Source organism: Streptomyces sp. NRRL B-3229, assembly GCF_000719505.1.
Taxonomy (GTDB): Bacteria; Actinomycetota; Actinomycetes; order Streptomycetales; family Streptomycetaceae; genus Streptomyces; species Streptomyces griseorubiginosus.
In genome coordinates, this window is sequence record NZ_JOGP01000016.1 from 72396 (window position 1) to 94359 (window position 21964).

22 protein-coding genes and 1 pseudogene are annotated in these 21964 nt (G+C 70.2%); 2 read left to right on the forward strand and 21 right to left on the reverse strand.

Translation table 11 applies throughout. The annotated features are described in order from the left end of the window. Window positions 1–97: 97 nt before the first annotated feature. From IF54_RS43055 to IF54_RS0125055, 13 genes are all read right to left on the reverse strand, one after another. A complete protein-coding gene (locus tag IF54_RS43055) occupies window positions 98–271 on the reverse strand; it encodes a hypothetical protein (protein WP_199821244.1) in 174 nt (57 codons plus the stop codon). 33 nt (window positions 272–304) lie between these two features. After that, window positions 305–1441, reverse strand: a complete 1137-nt coding sequence (locus IF54_RS0124990) for a hypothetical protein (protein ID WP_030322390.1) — start codon at window positions 1439–1441, stop codon at window positions 305–307. Then, a complete protein-coding gene (locus IF54_RS0124995) occupies window positions 1441–2442 on the reverse strand; it encodes a hypothetical protein (RefSeq protein WP_030322392.1) in 1002 nt (333 codons plus the stop codon). Before IF54_RS0124995 ends, IF54_RS0124990 begins: the two co-directional genes overlap by 1 nt. 25 nt (window positions 2443–2467) lie before the next feature. Further along, window positions 2468–3556: a hypothetical protein gene (locus IF54_RS0125000; RefSeq protein ID WP_030322394.1), complete on the reverse strand. Its 1089-nt coding sequence runs from the start codon at window positions 3554–3556 to the stop codon at window positions 2468–2470. A 38-nt stretch (window positions 3557–3594) separates the two neighbouring features. Then, complete coding sequence (locus IF54_RS0125005) at window positions 3595–4455, reverse strand: phage distal tail protein (RefSeq protein ID WP_030322397.1); 861 nt, start codon at window positions 4453–4455, stop codon at window positions 3595–3597. After that, entirely contained in the window at window positions 4452–5651 is a 1200-nt protein-coding gene (locus IF54_RS0125010; protein ID WP_030322399.1) for a phage tail protein, read from the reverse strand. The genes IF54_RS0125005 and IF54_RS0125010 overlap by 4 nt, the downstream gene beginning before the upstream one ends. A 34-nt stretch (window positions 5652–5685) precedes the next feature. Beyond that, on the reverse strand, window positions 5686–6348 hold the full coding sequence (locus tag IF54_RS42735; protein ID WP_159002180.1) for a hypothetical protein: 663 nt from the start codon (window positions 6346–6348) through the stop codon (window positions 5686–5688). Window positions 6349–6795: 447 nt separating this feature from the next. Then, the gene (locus IF54_RS0125030) at window positions 6796–7086 is read right to left on the reverse strand and encodes a hypothetical protein (protein WP_020139388.1); all 291 of its coding nucleotides are present in this window, start codon (window positions 7084–7086) and stop codon (window positions 6796–6798) included. A 46-nt stretch (window positions 7087–7132) separates the two neighbouring features. After that, window positions 7133–7708 carry a hypothetical protein gene (locus IF54_RS0125035; protein ID WP_020139389.1) on the reverse strand — a complete coding sequence of 192 codons (576 nt, stop codon included), beginning with the start codon at window positions 7706–7708 and terminating at the stop codon, window positions 7133–7135. A gap of 119 nt (window positions 7709–7827) precedes the next feature. Further along, window positions 7828–8235, reverse strand: coding sequence for a hypothetical protein (locus IF54_RS0125040; protein ID WP_030322407.1), 408 nt, complete (start codon window positions 8233–8235; stop codon window positions 7828–7830). Continuing rightward, window positions 8228–8392: a hypothetical protein gene (locus IF54_RS43060; protein WP_199821245.1), complete on the reverse strand. Its 165-nt coding sequence runs from the start codon at window positions 8390–8392 to the stop codon at window positions 8228–8230. Before IF54_RS43060 ends, IF54_RS0125040 begins: the two co-directional genes overlap by 8 nt. Before the next feature lie 270 nt (window positions 8393–8662). Next, complete coding sequence (locus tag IF54_RS0125050; protein ID WP_078852096.1) at window positions 8663–9742, reverse strand: S1 family peptidase; 1080 nt, start codon at window positions 9740–9742, stop codon at window positions 8663–8665. 232 nt (window positions 9743–9974) lie between these two features. Continuing rightward, window positions 9975–10904, reverse strand: coding sequence for a slipin family protein (locus IF54_RS0125055; RefSeq protein WP_030322413.1), 930 nt, complete (start codon window positions 10902–10904; stop codon window positions 9975–9977). Window positions 10905–10993: 89 nt separating this feature from the next. Between IF54_RS0125055 and IF54_RS0125060 the strand changes: the two genes are divergently transcribed. Further along, a complete protein-coding gene (locus tag IF54_RS0125060) occupies window positions 10994–11866 on the forward strand; it encodes an alpha/beta fold hydrolase (protein WP_030322415.1) in 873 nt (290 codons plus the stop codon). Window positions 11867–11972: 106 nt separating this feature from the next. Here the strand turns inward: IF54_RS0125060 and IF54_RS0125065 are convergent, their stop codons facing one another. From IF54_RS0125065 to IF54_RS43960, 6 genes and pseudogenes are all read right to left on the reverse strand, one after another. Further along, complete coding sequence (locus IF54_RS0125065; protein ID WP_030322418.1) at window positions 11973–12875, reverse strand: S1 family peptidase; 903 nt, start codon at window positions 12873–12875, stop codon at window positions 11973–11975. A 237-nt stretch (window positions 12876–13112) separates the two neighbouring features. After that, a pseudogene (locus tag IF54_RS44200) lies at window positions 13113–13298 on the reverse strand (DUF1684 domain-containing protein); the annotation flags it as partial. Between the two features lie 21 nt (window positions 13299–13319). Next, window positions 13320–14642, reverse strand: coding sequence for an NtaA/DmoA family FMN-dependent monooxygenase (locus IF54_RS0125070; protein WP_030322421.1), 1323 nt, complete (start codon window positions 14640–14642; stop codon window positions 13320–13322). 11 nt (window positions 14643–14653) lie between these two features. Further along, complete coding sequence (locus IF54_RS0125075) at window positions 14654–15706, reverse strand: LLM class flavin-dependent oxidoreductase (protein ID WP_030322423.1); 1053 nt, start codon at window positions 15704–15706, stop codon at window positions 14654–14656. Beyond that, window positions 15706–17610: an FAD/NAD(P)-binding protein gene (locus IF54_RS0125080; RefSeq protein WP_234439053.1), complete on the reverse strand. Its 1905-nt coding sequence runs from the start codon at window positions 17608–17610 to the stop codon at window positions 15706–15708. The genes IF54_RS0125075 and IF54_RS0125080 overlap by 1 nt, the downstream gene beginning before the upstream one ends. Further along, a complete protein-coding gene (locus tag IF54_RS43960) occupies window positions 17607–17741 on the reverse strand; it encodes a hypothetical protein (RefSeq protein WP_267884970.1) in 135 nt (44 codons plus the stop codon). Before IF54_RS43960 ends, IF54_RS0125080 begins: the two co-directional genes overlap by 4 nt. A 727-nt stretch (window positions 17742–18468) precedes the next feature. Here IF54_RS43960 and IF54_RS0125090 point away from each other — a divergent pair. Further along, a complete protein-coding gene (locus IF54_RS0125090) occupies window positions 18469–18909 on the forward strand; it encodes a cell division protein SepF (RefSeq protein ID WP_020139399.1) in 441 nt (146 codons plus the stop codon). 37 nt (window positions 18910–18946) lie between these two features. Here IF54_RS0125090 and IF54_RS0125095 read toward each other — a convergent pair whose 3' ends face one another. Together IF54_RS0125095 and IF54_RS0125100 are read right to left on the reverse strand one after the other, a co-directional pair. Continuing rightward, complete coding sequence (locus IF54_RS0125095) at window positions 18947–20119, reverse strand: acyl-CoA dehydrogenase family protein (RefSeq protein ID WP_030322429.1); 1173 nt, start codon at window positions 20117–20119, stop codon at window positions 18947–18949. Window positions 20120–20276: 157 nt separating this feature from the next. After that, window positions 20277–21878, reverse strand: coding sequence for an MFS transporter (locus IF54_RS0125100; RefSeq protein ID WP_030322432.1), 1602 nt, complete (start codon window positions 21876–21878; stop codon window positions 20277–20279). Window positions 21879–21964: the final 86 nt, after the last annotated feature.

The window sequence follows — 21964 nt, forward strand, 5'->3', positions numbered from 1 at the left end:
TCCTCCACCATAGACCAAAACTCGAACATGCGTACGACAGCAGTACGACCGCCTCCCACCTGCGGAAACGGTCGCGGGGCCGACTGCCGGGACCGGTCTAGAGGGGCCCGGCGGTGTCCGTCTCCGGGGGCTCCTCGGTGCCGTTCTCGGCCGCGACGGCAGGCTGACGGGAGGCGCTCGTCGTACGCTGCGCGGTCTCCAGCGCGTGCAGCCGGCGCTTGATGTCGCGCAGCTCGGTCAGCAGGGTGTCGGGGCGGTTGATCCTGGTCACGGATGCTCCTCTGGTTCAGGGGGGCCGGTTGGTTCAGGGGGTGCCGGTGGCGGGTGTCACGGTCAGCTGGACCTGTTCCTCGCCCGCGTCGTTGCCCGGAGTGACCTCGATCCCGGTGATGCGCACCCCGAAGCGGGTGCCCTCGGGAAAGAACACGTCCTTGATGACGACGAGGGCGTCGTCGCCGACCTGGTAGGACCCGAGCACCGGATCCAGGTCGGCGCGCACGGTCAGCTCGGGCAGGACGACGGGGGCCGAGACGGCGGCGAGGGCCGACCGGGCCTGGGAGTGCAGGAGGCCCGCGTCGGTGAGGTGGACGTAGGAGACCTCGGTCTCGGTGAGCGGGCGCCCGGTGTCGTGGCCGGGATCGGGATCGGCCTCGGCGACCGCGACGAGCTGGCCGTCCCCGCCCTGCTCCCCGAGGGCGAAGACCCGGGTCGCGGTGGAGGCGCCGTCGGCCGGCCAGGCGTAACCGATGAGGTTGGCGCCGTACTCCCACACGTGCGGGGTGCCCTGTCGGCCGAGCTGCGGGGTACCGACGCGGAGCCGGCGCATGGGACGGCCGTCGCTGCCGTACGCCATGTCGATGACGAAGTCGGGGCCGTGCTCCAGGCTGGCCAGCTCACGCAGGGCCTCGCCGGTGCTCTTGAGGTCGCTGCCGGGGTAGACGAGGGTGCGGGTGATGCCGGAGAGGGCGGTGGACTCGGGGCGGATCCCGATGTCGCCGTGGGCGTGCTCCTGGGCGAAGGCCACGAGGGCGCGGGCGATGTCGCTCTGGTCGCGGTCGGTGAAGGTGACCTCGGCGGAGGCCAGGTCAGCCCGGTCGAAGCCGGCGGGCAGGACGCGACGGTGGTCGAAATAGGAGAGGAATCCGGCCGCGCCGATCTCCAGGTGCTGGTCCGCGGAGGTGTACTTGACGGTCCACACCACCCCGCCCCACACCAGCACCCCGTCCCGCTCGACGTAGAGGGCCGCCCGTCCCGGTTCGGTGAGTTCGCGGGGCCGATGGACGGTGATCCTCGGGTCACCGAGGGGCAACCGGGCCCGGAACTCGCCGGCTTCGTTGAGCTCGGTGCTGAACGTGACGTCGTGCAGCGGGAGTTCGTCGGTGATGACGCCGGTGGCGAGGTCGGCGGTGTAGTAGGTGTAGCGGGTCGGTCGGGCGGCCACTAGCCCACCAGCCAGGTGGTGTCGAGGTAGATCAGCTGGCTGGCAGGCAACTGAGAACCCTGGGGGAACAGCACCACGGAACCGTCGGTGCGGAGCATGAGTTCAAGCCCTCGGGGCACCCCGCCGAGCGCCGTGAACCAGTGGTGTCCCGTGGTCGGTCGGAAGGCGGCGGGGACGGTGATGATCTGGGTGCCGTTCGTCGAGAGGGCGACCGTGGTCTGTAGGGCGCCGCGTAGGTGGACGACGGAACCGACCTGGCGTACGGACGGAGTCTCGTTGTTGTAGACGGTCCAGTTGGGCAGAAGCGAGAGCGTGACCCAGCCGGTGTCGTTGTTGACCGCCCGCCAGCCCGCCGTGCTGTCGTACCACTCCAGGTGGTTGGTGTCCCAGCGGTGGATGTACATGCCCGAGTACGGGTAGGTGGGCCGGCCGCCCTCGCCCCAGACCCGCAGGATGCCACCGGCCGCCGCGGTCCACGGGCGCAGGTCGTCGATGTCGGGGGCGGTGACGGACGAGGCGTTCTTCGCGACCCTGATCCGGGCGAGCGGGATGAAGTCACCGGTCACCGCGGGGTCGACGGGGGTGGCTGCGGCGGTTCCCTTCACCAGTTCCACGGTCATGCCGGTGGTGGCGTCGCCGTACTGCGCGTCGCGCTGCCGGGCCACCACCAGGTCGTTGCGCGGGTTGCTGGAGTCGGCCGGGTTGGTGCCGAGGACGTCGAGGGTCTTCTGCTGGCCGAGGGTGACGAGGTAGGCGCCGGTCGCGCTGGCCCGGGTCCCTTGGATCACGCCCTGGAAGGGGGCGACGGTGACCTTGCCGGAGACGGTGGCGGTGGCCTGGACCCGGCCGGGGTCCCCGGTGGCGGGCCGTATCCCGCTGCGGGCCTGCACCGGGCTCGGCCCGGGCGCGGCGAACACGCCCGTGGCCAGCCGGGCGTCCTCGGCGTCGACGACACCGCCGGAGATCCAGCCGGAGTCGCGTTCTGGTGTCGGCGTGCTCATGGGGATGCCTCTTCCGATCGGAGTGTCACGGGACGGGGAACGCGATCACGCGCAGGCCGGTGTAGAGCGCGGCGTCCGAGCCCACCCTGCAAGAACCGGTCGTCATGCCGCCGCCCCGGGCGACGTACTGCGTCAGCGTCAGCTGTGTCGCGGCGGGCAGCAGGTAGTGCCCCTGGGCGACGCTGGTGGTGATCCTCGAGGGGCCGCCGTGGAAACAGGCAAGGGACAGGGCCGTCCCGTCCGGCTTGCGCACCACGTGGTCCCACCGCTCGTCGGGGCCCGAGGTCACCGCGAACATCTGCCCTGTGATCAGCAGCATTCGGGGGTACGGCGCCGCGGGCACGGTGACCTGGTTGAAGGTGAGGCCGGTGGCTTCGGCCAAGCCGCCGATCTGCGGCCAGCCCGGGTCCGCCGGGCCGAAGAACTCCACCGCCCCCGCGGCCGCTGGGCGCCAGGCCGTGCCCGCACGGACCAGGTCGAGGCCGGTCTTGACGTCGTACAGCCGCTGTCCGGCGTAGCCGTTCGCCGGGAGCGACTCGTGGCTCTGCAACGGCAGTACTCCGCCCGTGGCCACGGTGAACACCCGCAGGTCCTTGATGTCCGCCTGGGTGATGGACCCCGCGTTGGGCCGCACGGTGATCTGGGCGAGCGGCAGGAAGTCGTCGGTGAGCCTCGGCGCGGCCGGAGTCGGCGCGGGCGCCCCGGCCTCCACCTGCACCACCATGCCGTCGCCGGCGTCGCCGTACTGCCGGTCGGTCTGCCGGGCCACGACGAGGGCGATCCGGGCGTAGGAGGAGTGGGCCGGGGCCGCGGTGAGCACGTCGAGGGTCTTCATCCGACCGAGCGTGATCAGATACGCGCCCGCGTACGACGCACGGGAGCCCTGCACGACACCCTGGAAGGGCTGGACCTTCACACTGCGCGAGGGGGTCGCCTCCGCCTCGACGCTGCCGGGGTTGCCGGGGCCGGGCTTGATGCCCGTGCGGGCCGCGATCGGGTTGGTGGAGTCGGTCGCCGCCGAAGCGAACACGCCGGTGGCGAGCCGCGCGTCATTGGCGTCGACGACACCGCCGGAGAGCCATCCGGAGTCACGCTCGAGGTCGGGGTCAGCCATGCGGGTGCGTTCCTTCTGTCGGCGGAGGGCGGGCGGGTTCAGAGCCAGGCGTCGCGCCATTCCGCGGTCAGCCGGGCGGCCGGTTCGTAGTCGCGGGCGCGGAAGAGCACGGGCGTCGCGCCCGGCCGGAGCGGGAACCAGTCCGAGTCGGGCAGCAGCGTGGCCCGTCGGGACGCCGTGCCCTGGAGCAGGACCGACCGCGCGTCGGTGTCGACGACCAGGAACTCACCTTCTTGGAGGGTGAGTTCGAAGGCGAGTTCCTCACCGGTCGCGGTGTTGCTGATCACCGGCTGGACGCAGGGCCCGCTGATCCGCCAGACCGGCCAGGTGGGGACGGTGCCCTTGTTCTCCAGGAGCAGTCGGCCACCGGAGGAACCGGACCCGAAGTCCAGGGGGAAGGAGAGCGGGAAGGAGACTCCGCCGCTGGAGGAGGGCAGTGGACAGGTGCTGGTGTTCAGCCCGTAGGAGTACCGCAGCGGGTCCGGCGCGGTCATGGTCAGGGAGAACTCGAAGACACCGGACTTGCGGTCGGCGATCTTCGTCTCGGCGGTGAGGCGGACCAACGCCCGCCGTACGCGGTGCGGTTCGGTGACGACGAGCGGCAACAGCGCGCTGCCGTCGGCGAGTACGGCGGCCAGCCGGTCCTTCGCCTCTTCGCGTACGGCGCGTTCCGGGGCGATGGCCAGGCCGTCCAGGGTGATCACGCGGGGGCCCCGGTAGGAGGGGGCGTCGAACGCGCCGTGCCGCTCGGGGCGGTCGGTCAGGGTGAGCCGGACGGGCGGGGTGGCGGCCCAGCCCTGTTCGCTGGTGACCCACCACTCGACGCCGTCGTCGTCGACGGTGTTCCCGGCCCAGCCGTCCACCTCGAACACCGGCTGCTGGAGCTGGCGGGCGCTCATCGCTTGGCCGCCCAGGCGAGTTCGCGGGCGGTGATCCGGCCGATCTCGTACTCGGACTGTCCGGGCCGGGGGTGCACGTTGACGGTGACGGGCCCGGTCGCCGGGGTGGCTGCCGTGCGGGCCGATGTCCCAGCCGCTGCTCCGGCGAGGCTGTAACCGGGTCCGACGACGCTCCGCGCGGTGGCGGTGGCAAGCCGTCCCGCAGCACTCGCGACCCTGTTTCCGGCCCCCTCCATACCGAGGGCGAGCCCTTCGCCGACGTCCCCGCCGAACCCCATCATCACCTTGGACGGGGAGGCGATGCCGAGGATGCTGCGGATGGGGCCGGGGATGGTGTTGACGATGAAGTTCTTCACGGTGTTGAGAAGGGCACCGGCGGAGTTCTTGATGCCGTTGATGAGGCCCTGGATCAGGTCACCGCCCAAGTGCATGAGTTTGTCGGGGAGTTCGGAGAAGAATCCCCAGATCTTCCCGGGCACTCCGCGCAGGAAGTCGACCACGGCGTTCCATTTGTCGACGATCCAGTCCCGCACCGACCCGACGGCGTCCTTGATCTTGTCCCAGTGTTTGACGATCGCGAGCACGGCGATCCCGACGGGGCCGGTGAGAATGGCGACGAGCAGGGGCCAGTTGGCCTTGAGCCAGTTGACGACGTTCTTCCCGGCGTCGATCAGCCAGTTGATGGCGACCGACGCCCCTTTCATGACGGTCCCCACCACCTGTCCGATGATCTTGAACGCCGCCTGCATGACGGCCTGCACGGTCTTGGACTCCATCGCCATGTCGATGAGCTTGGTGATGAGCGGCATGATGAGGGCGAGGATGGCGCCGAGGATGTTGGCCTTCATGGCGGTGTTGAGCCCGCGCTGGGCGGTGGTGGCGGTACGGAGCCCCTGACTGAACCGCGAGAACAGCCCACCCCCGGACGCGGCGCTCCGCCCGGCCCGCTGCACGTCGGCGGCGGCCCGGGTGGCGGCGGTACGCACCTGGTTCAGCCCGGCGCTCGCCTGAGTGGCCCCGGTCCGGAGCCGGCTGGTGGCGGTACTTGCCTGAGTGGCCGAGCTCCTGAACCGATCGACCGAACTGGTGGCCCCGGTGGCAGCGGTGCGCAGTCGACTTCCGGCCGCGCTGGTCTGGGTCATGGCGGTCCGGAAGCGGGTGAGCGCGCTCGTTGCCTGGACCAGTGCGGTTCTCATGGTCGACTCCTGTAGGGCGGGCGGGGCGGGGTGCTCATTTGTTCAACTGCCGGTCGATCCTGGCCATCTCTTCGGCGAGGGCCGCTGTTTGGGGAACCGCTCCCTTTACTACTCGGACAAAGTCAGAGATGGCCTTTCTGAGTTGCAACTCCTGCTGTTGCAACTGACGGAGACTTGGGACAGGTCCGACCTTTCCCCTCACCTTGGGAATATCATCGCGAGGGTTGCTTGAGCCATGTATTTTGTCGATCCGTCGATTGACCGATTTGAGGTCTGCCTTCTCATCGATTTCCGCCTGCATCTTGGAGAAATTCGGCAGCCCCGCGACGTCACGCTTCACCTTGTTCAGAGCATTCTGGGTTTCTCTGATTTTCGTCAGGAGGTTCTCGGGCTGAAGGTCGACAGTCCGATGATCGGCTTTCTTGAACCGGAGGACAAGATCCTGAAATATTTGATCATAGCGGTCCTGGAGGCCGAGTATCTTGATCGGGTCAAACGCGTTGAACTCGGCCTTGATTCCGTTGACCGCGAGATTGAGGCCGGCGACTTCAGTTTTGAGCCCGGTGATCGGCATGGGCGTAACCCATTCGGGCGTGATCGCCCGACGGACATGCGTGACGACGGCCTGGGCGAAGGAGGGCGATTCGATAAATTCCGGTAACCAGCTGGGGATTTGGGGATCGAGAAGCGAGGCCATGATTACTGTCCTGTCATCCTGGAGAACTCAGAAACGCCACGATCTCGACTGGGGTCGCTCCGCGTTCCTCCCCGGTGAACGTCAGGTCGCCCCCCGGAGCTGTAGCGGATACAGGGGTGGGGGCCGAGCCACCCCCCGGCCGCGGTACCGCCTCCGGATACTCCGCCGGTTCCGTGTCCTCGTCGCGGTGGACCGTTGCGAACATCCAGTTGGCGACCGCCAGATGGTCGACGACCGCCGCCAGCAGATGGTCCGTGACCGTCCACTCCGCCTGTTCGCCGTGGACCGCCCGGGCGAACGACGAGTCCGAGGGAAGGTGTTCGACCAGGACCCGAAGCCGGCGGGAGGAGAGCCGGCCCCGGTGCCAGTCGAGGAGGTCGACCCCGTAATGGCGGAGCAGATCCGCCTCCAGAGCCTCGGCGTGCTCGTCGACCAGCGCGCCGAGGCTCAGCCTTCCCCCAGCGACATGCCGGTGTCGTTGCCGTACGCCTCAAGGATCGCGGAGACGTCCTGCACACTCGTGTCGTACTTGCAGAACCGCTCGAACTGCTCCGCACCGAGCAGCAGCGCGAGCAGCCCGTCGATGTCGTTGTCGTCCAGCGCGGCGATCTGCTTGGCGATACTGCGCGGGAACTCGGTGGGCAGCCGGAACACATCCCCGTCCACCTCGAACTCCCAGTTCTTCCCGACCGCTTCGAGACGCTGGGCACGGGCGGCGTTGACGTTGAAGGGGGCCATGTCGGTGGAGCTCCTTGCTGAGAGAGGCGATTGAGACGAGAGAGGGTCAGGCCGCGCTGAAGCTCGGGTCCTTCATCAGGAAGGTCGCCAACGGAGCACCGTCCACCGTGGCCAGCGCGGTGAAGGTGACACCGAGCTTCACCGGAGCGGTACGGACGAGAGCGAGCTCCTCCGTCTCGGTCACCTGACCGCGGGCGACGATCAAGCGGTACTTGACCTCGTCGCCGTCCACGAACTCCAGCCCGAGCATCCGCTCGTCGAACTTCGGCTCGGCCGCCAGCTCGTACTTGTAGAGACCGGACCCGGTCGCCGTCTCCTTCACCTGCCCGCCGCCGAAGAAGAACGGCAGGGTGTCCTCGTTCAGCTGGAGCAGCTGGAACTTGAAGCTGAGATCGCGGTCGGAGTAGACGAACCTCGCCGAGCTGACGCTCTGCCAGGTGTCCACGGGGTCCAGCTTGTCCTTCTTGGAGATCTTGACCCCGTCGGTGGTGGTGTAGCCGAGGTCCTTCCACCCGGCACCCCACGCCGCGGCGGTGTCGGCGGGCGGCGCGGTCGCGAGCGGGGCGATGAGGACACGGCCATTGCCCGCGACCCGGATCTCCTTGGCGTTCGTTCCAGCCATCACTGCTCCTTGCTGGGAGATGGACATGACGTGCTGCTGTGGGAGTACGGCGAGGCCAGGCCGCCCGTGCGGCGAAGCGATGCCGGTGACAAGGCCGTTCACGCCGGTGATACGGCTGTTCAGGCCGGGCGGACCACCAGGCGGGTGGTCGAGACATAGCGGTTGGCACTGGCGTGCCGGTAGTCGGGCAGCCAGCGCGGCCCGTCCTCCTCGACGACGTCCACGACGGTCGCCCCGCCGTGCCGCACGCCTCGGAGCTGAAGCATCAGGGACCGGGCGACGAGGGAGACGGTGTGCGCCGACGCCTTGGAGGGGCCGTAGACCTCCAGGTCGACCAGCGGGTTGTCGAGCCGCGGGTCCTCCGCCCAGGCACCGCCCATCCGGGAGACCAGTACGGCGCGCTGCGAGCCGTCGAAGCCGGCGGGCGGCGCGACGTCGACGACTACGCCCGAAAGCTCGCTGCGGTCCTTGAGCAGGTCGACGACCAGCTGCTCCACGTCCGGGAAGGTGATGTACGGCTCACTCATCGGAGTCTTCGGCGTCCACGGCGCCTCCGGACTCCTCGACGGACTCCGCGGGCCGGGCGATGACACCGAGCAGTTCCCGCGCGGCGAGGTCGTCGACATCCACGACGTCACCGGGCTCGTGCCCGTTCCACCAATAGGTCAACTGGATCTTCTGCACAGCGTTTCCCCCGAAACATGAGGCTGTGAAGGCGCCTGAAGAGATCAACTTCCGTCGGTCAAAGGGAAGTTGATGCCCCAGGAACCGCAAATGTAACGGGCACCCCAAGCACAGCGTGAGCAACTTGCGGTCTCGAACGGATAACGATGACCGGAGGTGATGGCCAGGAGGCGATCGTGCGGGAGGACGAGAGGGGACAACAGCGGGAGACGCGAGAGCCCCGCCCCCACACACCCGGGGGACGGGGCTCCTCACACACCCGACCTGCCGTCAGCCGATCGACGTACCCGTCGCCGACAGCGCCTCCGTCACCGGCTGGAAGAACGTCTCGCCGCCGGAGGTGCAGTCACCGCTGCCGCCGGACGTCAGCCCGATCGCGCTGCTCCCCGAGAACAGCGAGCCCCCGCTGTCCCCCGGCTCGGCGCAGACATCGGTCTGGATCAGCCCGTTCACGATGTCGCCGTTGCCGTAGTTCACCGTCGCGTCCAGGCCGGTGACCTTCCCGGAGTGCACCTGGGTCGTGGACCCGCTCCGCGTCACCGACTGCCCGACCGTCGCCGACGCCGCCCCAGTGATCGCCTGCGCGGAGCCGTTGTAGAGGTCCACCTCACTGGGGTGATCGACGTTCGCGGTGTACTTCACCAGCCCGTAGTCGTTGCCGGGGAAGCTCGACGCCGCGTTGGTCCCGATCGTCTGGCCGCCGGCCGACCACGTAGGGATCGCCTCGGTGCAGTGCCCCGCGGTGAGGAAGTAGGGCTCCCCGCCCTTCACCACGTTGAAGCCCAGCGAGCACCGCCCACCGGACCCGTTGATCGCGTCGCCACCGGCGATGAAGGGCCTGAACTCTCCCTTCGTGCGCTGGAGTTGTGCCACCGTCCCCAACCCGTCGACCACCTTCGTGAGCTTGGCCCACTCGGCGGAGGACACCGTGCGGTCGGCCGTGACGACGACCTTGTTCGTCGTCGGGTCGGTGACCCAGGACGTCCCCGGGACGGTCGCGTCGCTCGCCAGCGTGGTGCGCGCGCTCTTCAGTTCGGCGAGCGAGTGGGACACGACTCTCGCCGAGGCCCCGGCCGCCGTCACGGTCCGCGCCGCGTCCTCGTCGAGCACGTTCACCACGAGAGTTCTGGTCTTCGCGTCGTAGAACGTCCCGGCCGCGTCCGCGCCGAGATCCGCCCCGAGGGTCGAGGCGAGCTTTCCGGCCGCGAGGGCTGAGAGGGTCTTGGCCTCGACCGGGGTCGTTGTCTCGCTGGCGTTCGCAGTCTGCAAGGTGACTCCCGCCGCGACCAGCGCGGCAACACCCGCACCCGTCACGACGATCCGCCGCCTGGGTATACGTCGGTGCTTCAACTCGGTTCCTCCGGTGGGGGGTCGGTCCGCGGCTTGTGGGGAGCTCACGGACCGGAAGGATGGCTGACGAGCGACCACTCTTCCGAAACCCACAGGGGGCGCACAAGGTTGACTTCCGGACGCGCGTAGAGCGCGACTCCACGCTCCCTCGGAGTTGACAGTGCACGATCATGCCAGGCGGGTTCACAGAGCAAACACAACCCCCGCGCGATTCATCACGCCCGCGTGAGGTCTAGTCCTGTCCTGAATCCGCCCCTCCGGAGACGACGTCCAACCGGGACGGAGGAGAGGCAAGTTGCTCCTGCATCGGTTGCTGGACCATCGGCACCACCGGTTGCTGAACCGACTGCCCCACCGGTTGCTGAACCGCCGGCACCACCGGTTGCTGAACCACCTGCTGCCCCTGCTGCGCCTTCTCCAGGAACCGCAGCAACTCCACCGGAAACGGCAGCACCAGCGTCGAGTTCTTCTCCGCCGCCACCGCCACCACCGTCTGCAACAGCCGCAGTTGCAGCGCGGCCGGCTGCTCGGACATCTCCTTGGCCGCCTCGGCCAGCTTCTTCGACGCCTGGAGCTCCGCGTCCGCGTTGATGACCCGGGCCCGCCGCTCCCGGTCCGCCTCGGCCTGCCGGGCCATGGACCGCTTCATCGTCTCGGGCAGGGACACGTCCTTGATCTCGACGCGGTCGATGGTCACCCCCCACTCGACCGCGGGACTGTCGATCATCAACTCCAGCCCCTGGTTGAGCTTCTCGCGGTCGGACAGCAGATCGTCCAGCTCGCTCTTGCCGATGATGGACCGCAAGGACGTCTGCGCCATCTGCGAGACCGCGAACCGGTAGTCCTCCACCCGCACGATCGCCTCGGCCGGCCCGGTCACCTTGAAGTAGACGACGGCGTCCACCCGCACGGTGACGTTGTCCCGGGTGATGCCCTCCTGCGCGGGCACCGGCATGGTCACGATCTGCATGTTGACCTTCCGGAGCTTGTCGACGCCCGGAACGATCATGGTGAACCCCGGCCCCCGCACCTCCGGCCGCAACCTGCCGAGGCGGAAGACCACGCCCCGTTCGTACTGCTTGACGACCCGCGCGGCCGCCATCGTGTACACCGCTCCGGCGGACACGAGCGCGACGCCCGCCGCCACCAGCTCCTCGACCATCGCGACCCCCAGGGTCCGAACCAGGCGCTCAAGGTGTGTACTTCGACGGTAACTCCGGCATGTACACAATGGGGAGACGGAGGACGCAGGTGACCCTAGGCACAAGGACACAGGACGGTCGCGGACTGACCGTCGAGGAGTACGGCGACCCGGACGGCACTCCGGTGGTCCTGCTGCACGGCACTCCCGGCGGCCGCTTCGGGGTCGTACCCGAGGACGTGCTGACGGCGCGCCCGCGCACCCGGTTCATCTCCTACGACCGCCCCGGCTACGGCGGGTCCGACCGGCAGCCGGGCCGACGCGTGGCCGACGCCGCCCGGGACGTACGGGACGTGGCCGACGCACTCGACCTGGGCTCCTTCTCGGTGCTCGGCCTCTTCGGCGGCGCCCCGCACGCCCTGGCCTGCGCCGCACTGCTGCCCTCCCGGGTCCGGCGGGCGGCCGCCCTGGCCTGTCCGGCGCCCCCGGACGCGCGGGACCTGAGCTGGTTCGACGGCATGGCCGACTCCGCCGTCGAGGAGTTCACCCTGGCCCTCACCGACCCGATCGCCTATGCCGACCGGCTCGCCTCCCGCGCCGCCGACATCCGCCGGGACCCCGCCCAGCGGCTCGTCGCACTGCGCGACGGGCTCACCGACTCCGACCGGCGGATCCTGTCCACCCCGGCGATCGGCGAGCCGTTGCTGCGGGGCTACCGCGAGGCGCTGCGGGATTCGCCGTACGGCTGGCTCGACGACACCCTCGCACTGCTCAGCAACTGGGGCTTCGACCCGGCGACCGTGACCAGGCCCGTCCTGCTGTGGCACGGAGCCGGGGACACCCTCTCCCCGGTCGGCCACTTCAAGTGGCTCGCGCATCACGTCCCGCGGGCCCGCCCCGTCCTGGCACAGGACGCCGGCCACTTCGGCGCCCTGGAGGCACTGCCCGCCGTACTGGACTGGCTCGCTCCGTCCGCCCCGTGACGGGACCGGACCCGGCAGCGAGCCCCCGCACGGCGCTCGCGTGCGGGGGCTCACCGGGTGTCGGCCGGGCTCCAGGGGTGCGAAAGGTCCCCGGGGGTTCCAGAACCTAGAAGACGCTGACGCCGTACGCGCTCAGTGCCTCGGTGACCGGCTGGAAGAAGGTCGTGCCGCCGGAGGAGCAGTTGCCGCTGCCGCCGGAGGTCAGACCGTAGGCGATACCGCTGTTCGAGTAGAGCGGGCCGCCGGAGTCGCCGGGCTCGGCGCAGACCGTGGTCTGGATCATGCCGTAGACGACGTCACCGCCGCCGTAGTTGACGGTCGCGTTCAGCGCGGTGACCCGGCCGCTGTGGATGCCGGTGGTGGAACCGCGCCGGTAGACCGTCGTGCCCACGGAGGGCGTGGCGGCGCTGGTGATGTCGACGCTGCCGACGGTGCCGGAGATCGACGAGACCGGGTAGCTCGACGAGTACTTGACGATGCCGTAGTCGTTCGTCGGGAAGCTGGACCCGGCCGTCGAACCCAGGGTGCTCGTGTGGCCCGAGTTCGACCACCAGGTGCCCGCGCCGTCGGTGCAGTGACCGGCGGTCAGGAAGTAGTAGGTGCTGCCGCTGCGGACGTTGAAGCCGAGGGAGCAGCGCCAGCTACTCGCATAGATGGCGTCGCCGCCGGAGATCAGCTTGTTGAACTTGCCCGGCGTCCGCTTGATCGTGAGCGCGTCGGCGTTGCTGCCGGCCTGCTCCTTGATCTTGGCGATCTCGGCCTGCGAGACCGTGCTGTCGACGGTGACGACGACACGGTTGCCGCTGACGGCCCAGGCGGTGCCGGGGATGTCCGCCTTGAGCACCGAGTTGCCGGCGCTCTTGAGCTCGGCGGTGCTGAACGGGGTCGCAGCGGTCGCGTTCGAGCTGGGGACCGCGATGGCGGCCGCGGCCACGAGGCCGGTGGTACCGGCGATCAGCCGGGTGCGTCTCGTGATGCCACTGCGGGGGGTGGTGCGCTTGATCCTCACGTTTCGTTCCCTCCCAGGGGAATTCGGGGGCCCGCGTGGGGTCGGGGCCCGTGAGGCGCAGTCGGAGGCATGTCCCGTCCGGGTTTCGAACACGTCGTGCCCCTGACAAGCGCTGAGGGGGAGTATTCGGCCGAACGACCGGTCGCCGCAAGGGCGCGTTTCGGCCGCGACTTTGACACACCTTTGCGATCCGGAGGGAACCTGGAGCACTCGGATCACGTCTGGCTCCCCCGCCGCGACGGCGACGCCCGGAGTCCTCCCCGGCGGCGGGAAAGGGCAGCTGAAGTGGTCGGCGAAGGCGCACGGCGGCAGGAGCGCCCGATGGAAGTAGATCGTCGTGCCGCCCTCGGCGTCCGGCGCGGCCGGGTACAGGAACCGGAATCGGTGACTCCCGCCCCTGCTCGTCGCATCGCCGAAAACCGCCCACGGCGAACCGTCGTGCGATCAGCCTGTCGACACGGGGGCGGGGAGCCCGAGGTGGGAGCGCAGGGTGGTGCCGCGGTACTCGGTGCGGAACGCGCCGCGCTCCTGGAGCAGCGGGACCACCCGGTCCACGAACTCGTCGAGTCCGCCCGGGGTCAGATGGGGGACGAGAATGAAGCCGTCGGCGGCCTCGCGCCGCACGTGCTCGTCGAGTTCGCGGGCGACGGCTTCCGGGGTGCCGGTGAAGAAGTGCCGGCCGCCCGCCTCGATCACGGTCTCCCGGATCGACAGCCCCTTCTCCTCGGACAGGGCCCGCCACTTCTCGGCGATCGCGACCGTGTCGCCGCGCCGGGTCCGCCCCTGGGTGAGCGCCGGATCGACCACCGGGCCGATGTCGGGGAGGGGGCCGTCCGGGTCGTAGGAGGACAGGTCGACACCCCAGATCTGCTCCAGGGTGAGGAGCGCGTTCTGCGGCGAGGTCTGCTGTCTGCGGATCTCTGCGGCGCGTTCCTGGGCCTCGGCCGCGGTGTCGCCGAGGACGACACCGACTCGGGGCATGATCTTCACGTCATCTCGCGCACGACCGTACTTGGCGAGCCGTCGCTTCACGTCGGTGCAGAAGGCGCGGCCGTCCTCCAGCGAGCTCTGCCACGTGCTGCGTCTTCCTGGCGGGTAACCCCCAGACCCCCAGCCGGAAAAGATCACGTCGGCGGCGGAGGCGGCGAACTCCCGTCCCTCTTCGGAGTCTCCGGACTGGATGACGACCGGGTGCCCCTGCGGCGAGCGCGGCAGGGTGAACTCGCCCGCGATGTCGAAGTGCCGCCCGCGGTGCGCGAACGGCCTCGGTATCCCGCCCGGCGTCCAGGAGTCCCACAACTCCCTTGCGATGTCGAGGAATTCGGCGGCCCGCGGGTAGCGCTCCGCCCGGTCCAGGTAGCCGCCGCGCCGGAAGTTCTCCCCGGTGAAGGCGTCGGAGGAGGTGACCACGTTCCACGCGGCCCGGCCGCCGCTGAGGTGGTCCAGGGTGGCGAACCTGCGGGCGAGTTCGTAGGGCTCGTTGAAGGTGGCGTCGACGGTGGCGGCAAGCCCGAGCCGTTCGGTGACGGCGGCCAGGGCGTTCAGGACGGTGATCGACTCGGGACGCCCGACCACGTCCAGGTCATGGATACGGCCCTTGTGTTCGCGCAGCCGCAGCCCCTCGGCAAGGAAGAAGAAGTCGAACAGCCCGCGCTCGGCGGTGCGGGCCAGGTGCGCGAAGGACGAGAACTCGATCTGGGACCGGGAGTCCGTATCGGCCCACACAGTGGTGGTGTTGACGCCCGGGAAGTGGGCCGCCAGGTGCATCTGCCTGCGGCTCACAACCCTCCCCCGGTCACGGCGTACTGGTTGGCGGGCCGGGCGAGGCCCAGGTGCTCCCTGAGCGTGCTGCCCGGGTAGAAGGTGCGGAACAGTCCGCGGTGCTGGAGCAGCGCCACCGTGCCGTTGACCAGCCGCTCCAGGTCGCGGAGCGGTTCGGCGGGGACGAGGTGGAAGCCGTCGACGACGCCTTCGCCGTGCCAGCCGGCGATCAGTTCCGCGAGGTCGACGGGGCCGCCCCGGTACAGGGGCCCCTGTGCGCTCTGCCGGGGGCCGCCCCCGCCGTGCCCCGGCTCCGCCGCGTGCTCACCGGCTCCGAGATCGACGAGCAGGCTCGCGAGGACCTTCAGCTGAGCGGGGTCACGGCCGTACTCGGCCGCCTGCGAGCGCAGTTGTGCGCGTACGTCGGCCGCCCGCCCGGCGCCGGTGACCCGCACCAGGGCCACGTCGGCGTACCGCGCGGCCGTCCGCCGGGCCTGGCCGTCGGTGGCGTCGACGACGCGGACGGGGTGGCCCTGCGGTGGCCGGGGCGCGATCGAGGGGCCCTTGACCGAGAAGGACGTGCCCCGGAAGTCGACGTGGTGGAGCTTGTCCCGGTCGATGAAGCGGCCGGTCGGCACGTCCCGTATCTCGGCGTCGTCCTCCCAGCTGTCCCACAACTTCGCTGCCACTTCGGCGACTTCACCGGCCTCCTGCCACAACGCGGCGGCGGCCGCCTGCCGGCGGCCGAAGAGGCGGGCCTCGCCCTCGGTGGTCGACACGTCGAGCCGCCAGCCGGCCCGGCCCCGGCTGACCCAGTCGAGGGTGGCGACGGCGGCCTGGACGTGGAAGGGCTCGGTGTGAGTGGTGGTGACGGTGGGCACCAGGCCGATCCGGCTGGTGGCGGGCGCGACGCGGGACAGCACGGCAAGCGCGTCGGGGCCGGGCCGGGCGAAGGTGTCGTCCAGCGTCACGAAGTCGAGCCCGCCGCGCTCGGCGAGCCGGGCGAGGGCGACGTGGGAGTCGGCGTCGTAGGCGGACTGCTGGTCCACGGCGACGGAGAGATGCAGCATCACAGCACCGCCTTCTTCTCACGGCCGGCGACCTCCGCGACCTCGGCGAGTTCGGCAAGTTCGGCGACCTCCGCGACCTCGGCGACCTCGGCGACCTCGGCAAGTTCGGCGACCTCCACGACCTCGGCGGCCTCCGCGACCTCGGCAAGTTCGGCGAGGAACAGCAGCGCGGCCCGGGCCGTCGCGTCGTTCTGCCGGAAGGCGGGCCCGCCGGTGCGGGGTCGGGTGAAGGCGCCGGCGGTACGGCCGTCGGTGTGCGGTCCGAGGGCGAAGCGCCGTGGGTGCGGTCGCCCTGACCGGTCCAGGAGCCGCCCGTCGGCCCGGTCCACCCGCAGCAGCCCGTCCGGGCTCTCGGCGACCCCCTCGGCGTGCAGCTCGCGCAGCAGCGGATCGAGGGCCCGCCGGACGGTGGGTTCGGGCAGCCGTGCCTCGACCAGTGCCCGGGCCTCGACCGAGGCCCCCGGCACGGACGGGCTCGACGCCCGGAACACCCCGTCCTCGGCGCGCACTTCCATGTCCGCGCCGACGAACCTGACCACCCCGGCCCGGGACAGCGCGAGCAGTTGCCGCAGCCGGGGCCCGGGCGGGCCGGACGCGAGATAGCTGAAGAAGCCGTGCCACCAGCCGCCGATGTCCCCGAGCTTCACCAACTGCCCGTAGACGGAGAGCAGTCCGAGGAAGACGGCCAGGTCCGGGCTGTGCGCGGGGTCGTGACGGCGGCTGAGATCCGCCTCGACGTACTCGCGCAGCCCCTCCTGGAGCTCCTCGTGCGACCCGAACCGCATGCCCTCCAGCGGGCGGTCGAGCCGGGCGAGGTCGAGCCGGTCGCCGGGGTCCGGCACGGCGGCGGCGACCAGCGCCCCGCGCTCGGCGGGATCCGCCACCGCGTAACTCTCCTCGAAGTCGGCCCAGGACATCGCGGTCCGCTCCGGGTGCACGGTGAACAGCCGGTGGTAGTGGGCGAACCCGAGCTCCTTCTCGACGAGGGGCCACACGTCCTCGCGACTGAGTCCGACAGCGGCTTCGCCGCGGGCGAAGCCCCCGGTCCGGGCCAGCAGCGCGTCGATCCGGTCCGGCCCCAGGAAGCGGGGCAGCGGCGGCTGGTCGCCGGTCCAGTCGTAGCCGATCTTCGAGTGGTACGGCACTCCGCGCCGCGATCCGACGTGGAGCACCGGCTCCCGGCCCGAGGGGACGTAGGTGTCCCCGTCGTACCGTCCGCCCCGGCCCTCGGTGAGCAGCACCATCAGGTCGACGAAGGCGAGCCCGAAGCCGCGGACCAGGACGGGTTCGCCGGGCGCGAGGGCGGACAGGTCGCTGTCGGCGGTGAAGTCGGGCGGCAGATGGACCAGGCCGTGGGTGCGGGCGTACTCGGCCAGGTCGCGCTGTTCCGTGTCGAGTTCGGCGTCGAGGTGGCCGAGCGCCAGGACGACCAGGTCGGCGAGGAGCGGGTGCGGCCGGCCCTCCAGCCAGACCTGCTGCCGACCCTCGCGGGGTCCGCTCACCCGCACGGCGCGCAGCGGGTGGTGGTGCACGGTGACGCCGTCCGGAAGCGCGGCCACCGCCCGTTCGTGGACCCAGCGCAGATAGGCGCCCTGGAGCTGCCGGTCGGCGAAGGTGCGGCCGTCGATGCCGGCCCACTCGTGCAGGGTGGGGCCGGGGTTCACGGGTCCTGCCATGTCCACGGTCTCGTCGGTGAACATGGTGACGTCCTCGGCGTGCGAGTTCATCCACAGCAGCGGGGACTGGGACGCGCGCCAGATGCGTCCGGCGCCGGGCGGATGCGGGTCCACGAGGTGCACGTCCAGGCCGTGGCCGTCGTACAGCTCGGGGGCGTTGGCGGCGATCCGCTCGATCAGACCGGTCCCCCGCGGACCGGCCCCGACGATCACCAGTGAGCGTCTCATCGGGTGCGCTCCCGCATGGCCCGCGGCAGCACGATCCGGCCGAGGCGGCGTCGGCGGACGATCGTCGGGGAATCCGCGTGCTCCGGTATGCCGGGCGGGGCGGGGTCGTGGGCGAGGGTGTCGATGGACATGCGAGGGCTCCGTGGCATCGAGTCGTGAACTCGGACGTTGCCTTCACACGTTGCGGCCGAGCCCCTCAGCAGGGCCGCCCTTCGAGACTACGGGGGCGTTTCCCCTTGCTGTCAAGGTCGTCCACACTGTGAGCCGTACATCTCAAGTCGGTTGACGACAAACCGCATGCCTGTTCCACTTACCCCATGCATCCACAGCAGTGGCTGGTCAAGCGCTCTCACATCGACCTCGGTCGCGTGTGGTCCTCCTCCTGTTGAGCTGACCCACTGCGCGCCCCCGTTCCGCGGGGCGCCTTTCGCGTTCTCCTCGCTTTTCCACGTTCTGCGCCTTCACACGAGCACCCTCCCCTCACCCAGCGCGCTTCCCCTCTCCTCGGGGCGGCGCGAAAAACCTGGACCGCGCCGGAAGCATGTCCGGCCGGTCACCGGGCAGCCGGATTCGAGATCTTCCCACCCCGGCAACAGAACTGACGATGCTTCAGACGACTCTCCGCCTCACCCGTTTGCCCCACCCGTCACCCATACGCCCCGAAGAATCATATTTCACTCACAGTCAGCAGCCGTATGGGAAACGACCCTTGGGGCACCCGGCCTCTCGACGTATTCCCTGTGCACCAGTACCGTCACAAACCCCCCGCGCGGCGGCTATCCACTTGGCGCGCGATCCGCATCATGGATGACCATAGGGATACATAAGCAAGACAGACCGCTGTGAGAGGAGGCGTCCATGGGATCGGTGCGCAAGGCGAGTGCCTGGCTGGGCCTCGTTGACGACAACGATGACGAGCGTTACTACGACGACGACGGCTACTCCGAAGGGACCGAGCCCGGGGATGCCTGGGTCACCGACCCACGGGTCAAGGTGGCCTCGGACGTCGCCGAGGAGAAGGGCCGCCGGATCGGCACGGTGACCCCCGACAGCTTCAGAGACGCCCGGGCCATCGGCGAGATGTTCCGCGACGGCGTCCCCGTCATCATGAACCTCACCGCGATGGAGGCCGGTGACGCCAAGCGCGTCGTCGACTTCGCGGCCGGGCTGATCTTCGGACTGCGCGGCTCCATCGAGCGGGTGTCCACCCGGGTGTTCCTGCTGACCCCCGCCAACACGGAGATCGTGAACGGCGACCCGGCACAGCACCGCACGGACGGCTTCTTCAACCAGAGCTGAGGCAGGGCCGCTCGTCGGCCCTGCCCCCGCGCATGCTCTACCGGAACGCGTCCAGTCCGGTGAGCGCCTTGCCCAGCACCAGCTGGTGCATCTCGACGGTGCCCTCGTACGTCAGCACCGACTCGAGGTTCGTCGCGTGCCGCATCACGGGGTATTCGAGGGAGATCCCGTTGGCACCGAGGATCGTCCGTGCCGTACGGCAGATCTCGATGGCCTCGCGGACGTTGTTGAGCTTGCCGAAGCTGACCTGCTCGGGACGCAGGCGGCCGGCGTCCATGCGGCGTCCCAGGTGGTGGGCGAGCAGGATCCCCTTGTGCAGTTCGACCGCCATGTCGGCGAGTTTGGCCTGGGTGAGCTGGAAGCCACCGATCGGCCGCCCGAACTGCTCGCGCGTCTTCGCGTAGTCGACGGCGGCCTCGAAACAGGACCGCGCCGCGCCCATCGACCCCCACACGATCCCGTACCGTGCGTGCGAGAGACAGCTCAGCGGCCCCTTGAGCCCGGCGACCTCCGGCAGCACCGCGTCGGCGGGCAGCCGTACGTCGTCCAGGACCAGCTCGCTGGTGACGCTGGCCCGCAGCGACCACTTGTGCTTGATCTCCGGCGCCGAGAAACCCTGCACGTCGGTCGGCACCACGAACCCGCGGATCCCGTTGTCGGTCTGCGCCCACACCACGGCGACCCCGGCGACCGAGCCGTTGGTGATCCACATCTTGCGCCCGTTCAGGACCCAGTCCGTGCCGTCCTTCTTGGCGTACGTCCGCATGGAGGCGGGGTCGGACCCGTGGTCCGGCTCGGTCAGCCCGAAGCAGCCGATGACCTCGCCGGCTGCCATGCGGGGCAGCCAGGTCTGCTTCTGCTCCTCGCTGCCGAAGCGGTGGATCGCGTACATGGCGAGGGAGCCCTGCACCGAGACGAGGGAGCGGATCCCGGAGTCGGCCGCCTCCAGCTCCAGACAGGCGAGCCCGTACTGCACGGCGGAGGCGCCGGCGCAGCCGTACCCGCTGAGCGACATTCCCAGCGCGCCGATCTCCCCGAGCTCACGGGCCAGTTCCCTGATCTCCGGCAGCTCGCCCTTCTCGTACCAGTCGGCGACACGCGGCAGGACGCGGTCGGCGGCCCAGGCCCGCACGGTCGCGCGGATCGCCAGGTCCTCCGGCTCCAGCAGGTCGTCGATGCCGAGCGGGTCGGCGGGGTCGAACGGGGGCATGGCACATCCTCCGGCGGGCGAGCGGGTGGGCGGGCAAGCGTGCGGCTCGAAACTAGCAGCGCTAATTAACGAAACTAGCAGCGCTAATTAACCTTCCTGGGCCGACGTTACAACGCGGGTCCACCGAGAGCCAGACGCCCGCCCCGCAGGACGCACGTCAGGCCGAGACGCGGGACTCCGCGACCTCACGGGGCGAGGGCAGCTCGACTGCCGTAGGCGTCTCACCGCACTGCATGGTGCGCGGCAGCCGCAGCGCCATCACCGCGCCCAGCACCAGCAACCCCGCACTGACCAGCAAGGTCACGTGCAGACCGTGCACGAAGGCGTCCCGGGCGGCGCGGCGCAGGGCGACCCCGGCGGATCCGCCGAGGCTGCCGGCGACGTCGTAGGCCTCACCGAGGGAGTGCCCGGCCGACCGGGACGCCGACTCGGGGACCCCGGGCACGCCCGAGAGACCGGGGGCGTAGGCCGCGTTCATCACGCTGCCGAGCAGGGCGATCCCGATGCCGGCGCCCAGTTGGTAGGAGGTCTCGCCGATCGCGGCGGCTCCGCCGGCCTGCTCGGGGGGTGCCTCGCTGAGCATCGACTCGTACGCCCCGAACAGCGTGGTCTCCAGGCCGAAGCCGAGCAGGACGAACCCGAACAGCAGCAGACCGGTGTTGTCGCTGTCGCCCATCGCGGTGAGCAGCAGGACGGCCACGGCGGTGAGACAGAACCCGGCGCTGACCATCCGGCGCGGACCGAACCGCCGCAGCAGACGCGCCCCGGCGAGCCCGGCCGCCATCGCGGCGACGGTGAGCGGCAGCAGTCGCAGACCGGTCTCCAGCGGGGAGAGGTCCAGGACCAGCTGGAGATACTGCGCCGCGATCAGTTCGAGGCCCACGAGGGCGAGCATGGCGAGGACGATGCAGCCGACGGAGGTGCTGAACGCGGGGCGCGCGAACATCCGCAGGTCCACCAGGGGGTGGGTGCGTCGCCGCTGCCGTCGTACGAACAGGACCATCAGCAGCGCGCCCACGATCAGCGGGACCGCGGTGAAGGCGTCGAGCTCACCGCCGCCGAGCCGCTTCACGCCGAGCACCAGGGCGAACAGGCCGGCGGCCGCCGTGAGGGCGCCGACCACGTCCCAGGGGCCGTCCACGCTGCCCTTCGACTCGGGCAGCAGCAGTCGGCCGACCGGCAGACTGACCAGCATCAGGGGGATGTTGACGAGGAAGACCGAGCCCCACCAGAAGTGCTCCAGCAGGAAGCCGCCGAGCAGCGGGCCGACCGCCGCGCCGACCGCGGCGACCGCGCTCCAGATGCCGATCGCGAGCGCCCGCTCACGCCGGTCGGGGAAGACCTGGCGCAGGATCGAGAGGGTCGCGGGCATGATCATCGCGCCGCCGACGCCGAGCAGGGCCCGCGCCAGGATCAGCACCTGGGCGCTGTCCGCGAGGGCGGCGACCGCGGAGGCGACACCGAAGAGGCCGTAGCCGAGCAGGAGGACGCGTCTGCGGCCCACACGGTCGCCGAGCGTGCCGAAGAGGATCAGCAGCGAGGCGCAGACGAGCGGATAGACGTCGACGATCCAGAGCAGTTCTATCGCGCCGGGCTTGAGGTCCTCGGTGACGGCGGGCACCGCCACATGCAGCACCGTCGCGTCGAGGGCGACCAGGAGCAGGCTGACGCAGAGGACGACCAGGACGACCCAGCGGTTTGCACCGGCCCCGGCCGCCCGACGGCGCAGCGCTGCGGCGGCCGTGGTCGTCCCGGACATGTACGTACCTCCCAGAAGTTCCCTCGCGTTCGGCGGGCACACGGGGTGGGGACTCCCCATGATCTCGGCCGGAGAGGAGCGGCTGT

Coding starts and splice junctions, on each gene's coding strand:
- IF54_RS0124995 (WP_030322392.1), bottom strand. CDS start 2,442: ATGAGCACGCCGACACCAGAACGCGACTCCGGCTGGATCTCCGGCGGT.
- IF54_RS0125000 (WP_030322394.1), bottom strand. CDS start 3,556: ATGGCTGACCCCGACCTCGAGCGTGACTCCGGATGGCTCTCCGGCGGT.
- IF54_RS0125005 (WP_030322397.1), bottom strand. CDS start 4,455: ATGAGCGCCCGCCAGCTCCAGCAGCCGGTGTTCGAGGTGGACGGCTGG.
- IF54_RS0125010 (WP_030322399.1), bottom strand. CDS start 5,651: ATGAGAACCGCACTGGTCCAGGCAACGAGCGCGCTCACCCGCTTCCGG.
- IF54_RS42735 (WP_159002180.1), bottom strand. CDS start 6,348: ATGGCCTCGCTTCTCGATCCCCAAATCCCCAGCTGGTTACCGGAATTT.
- IF54_RS0125030 (WP_020139388.1), bottom strand. CDS start 7,086: ATGGCCCCCTTCAACGTCAACGCCGCCCGTGCCCAGCGTCTCGAAGCG.
- IF54_RS0125035 (WP_020139389.1), bottom strand. CDS start 7,708: ATGGCTGGAACGAACGCCAAGGAGATCCGGGTCGCGGGCAATGGCCGT.
- IF54_RS0125040 (WP_030322407.1), bottom strand. CDS start 8,235: ATGAGTGAGCCGTACATCACCTTCCCGGACGTGGAGCAGCTGGTCGTC.
- IF54_RS0125055 (WP_030322413.1), bottom strand. CDS start 10,904: ATGGTCGAGGAGCTGGTGGCGGCGGGCGTCGCGCTCGTGTCCGCCGGA.
- IF54_RS0125070 (WP_030322421.1), bottom strand. CDS start 14,642: ATGCACCTGGCGGCCCACTTCCCGGGCGTCAACACCACCACTGTGTGG.
- IF54_RS0125075 (WP_030322423.1), bottom strand. CDS start 15,706: ATGCTGCATCTCTCCGTCGCCGTGGACCAGCAGTCCGCCTACGACGCC.
- IF54_RS0125080 (WP_234439053.1), bottom strand. CDS start 17,610: ATGAGACGCTCACTGGTGATCGTCGGGGCCGGTCCGCGGGGGACCGGT.
- IF54_RS43960 (WP_267884970.1), bottom strand. CDS start 17,741: ATGTCCATCGACACCCTCGCCCACGACCCCGCCCCGCCCGGCATACCG.
- IF54_RS0125090 (WP_020139399.1), top strand. CDS start 18,469: ATGGGATCGGTGCGCAAGGCGAGTGCCTGGCTGGGCCTCGTTGACGAC.
- IF54_RS0125095 (WP_030322429.1), bottom strand. CDS start 20,119: ATGCCCCCGTTCGACCCCGCCGACCCGCTCGGCATCGACGACCTGCTG.
- IF54_RS0125100 (WP_030322432.1), bottom strand. CDS start 21,878: ATGTCCGGGACGACCACGGCCGCCGCAGCGCTGCGCCGTCGGGCGGCC.